The following is a 1,509-nucleotide window of genomic DNA, read 5'->3' as shown; positions in this document are numbered from 1 at the left end:
TTGCCGACCCGCGCACCCGCGACATGCTGGCGCGCGTGCTGGCGGCGGTGGGACGCCAGGTGGCGGAATGATGGGGGGCCGTGCCGCCGCATCGTCCGCGTCCGCACCAGTGGACCATGCCAACCGGGCCGGGAACAACCGGGCCGGGAACAACGGGGCCGAAGGCAACGGGGCGGGAGGCTCCGGCGGGGGCCGGGGGGCAGGCCCCGTCGTCACTCGGGCACTGCTGGCCGTGGCCGCGCGTTGCGATGCCGTGGCCCGCGTCTGGCTGGCCGGGGCCACCCTGGCCATGGCCGGGTTGCTCATCGTGCAGGTGTTGTTTCGCTATGCCTTCAACAATTCGCTGTTCTGGTCGGAGGAGTTGGGCCGCGCCCTGCTGGTGCAGCTGACCTTCATCGGCGCGTCGGTGGCGTGGCGGGGCCGGGCACACATCGGCATGGATGCGCTGGTGGCGCGGTTTTCTCCGGAGTGGACCTGGCGGGCGCGGCTGCTGGTGCTGTGCGTGTGCGTGGCCTTTTTCGCCGCCGTGGCCTGGCACGGCGCGCGGTTTGCCCTGTTCCTGCTGCCGCAGCAGACAGCGGCCCTTGGGGTGTCGCGGGCCGTGGTCTTCGTGGCCGTGCCCGTGGGCGGCGCGTTGCTGACCCTGCATGGGCTGGCGGACCTGTTGGCCCATATCTGGCCCGGCCCTACAGGTACTGACGGCGCTGTCGGCACGGGCGACGCAGCGATGCCGTGCGGTGTGACGGAGCGGGACGGGGGCAGGAACAGGGACGGTGCCGGGGACGATCCGCTCCGGTCCGCGGAATCCCCCACCGCATCCGCGTCCTTCACGATGCCCGACGTCCCCGCACAAGACGCGCCCGCGCGGGAGGGCCGCTGACATGGTGGGCCTGATCCTGTTCGGCGGCATGGTGCTGCTGTTCGCGCTCAACGCTCCCGTGGCCGTGGCCCTGGGCGGGGCGGCCTTTGCCGCCGTGCTGGCCAAGGGCCTGGCCATGCCCGCCGGGCTGGAGCCCATGCTGGCCGTGCAGCGGCTGTATGCCGGGGCCGATTCCTTTCCCCTGCTGGCCGTGCCGCTGTTCATGCTGGCGGGCGAACTGATGTCCGCCGGGGGCATTTCGCGGCGCATCGTGGCCCTGGCCGATGCCCTGGTGGGCCACCTGCCGGGCGGGCTGGCCGCGGTATCGGTGGTGTCGGCCATGTTCTTTGCCGGGGTGTCCGGTTCCGCCGCCGCCGATACGGCGGCGGTGGGGTCCATCCTCATACCGGCCATGATCCGGCGTGGCTATCCGGCCCCGCTGGCGGGCGCGGTGCAGGCCGCCGGGGGGTGCATAGGGGTGATCATTCCGCCCAGCATCCCCATGATCGTGTTCGGCGCGCTGACCGGGGCCTCCATCGGGCGGCTGTTCGCGGGCGGGGTGCTGCCGGGGCTGCTCATGGGCGTGTCGCTGGTGGCCCTGTGCGTGGTGGAGGCGCGGCGCACGGGCCGGGTGCCGGAACGGCGCTTCG

At 73.0% G+C, this 1,509-nt stretch carries 2 protein-coding genes; both read left to right on the top strand.

Annotation, left to right across the window (positions count from 1 at the left end):
* Window positions 1–67 precede the first annotated feature (67 nt).
* Window positions 68–880: a TRAP transporter small permease gene (locus tag FVW20_RS14935; protein WP_231039140.1), complete on the top strand. Its 813-nt coding sequence runs from the start codon at window positions 68–70 to the stop codon at window positions 878–880.
* 1 nt (window position 881) lies between these two features.
* On the top strand, window positions 882–1,509 hold a 628-nt coding region (locus tag FVW20_RS14930; protein ID WP_196610225.1), incomplete at its 3' end, for a TRAP transporter large permease subunit.

It is taken from the genome of Nitratidesulfovibrio oxamicus, from assembly GCF_015731765.1.
In the GTDB taxonomy this organism is placed as follows: domain Bacteria; phylum Desulfobacterota; class Desulfovibrionia; order Desulfovibrionales; family Desulfovibrionaceae; genus Cupidesulfovibrio; species Cupidesulfovibrio oxamicus.
This window is presented reverse-complemented; position numbering and strand designations above follow the sequence as displayed.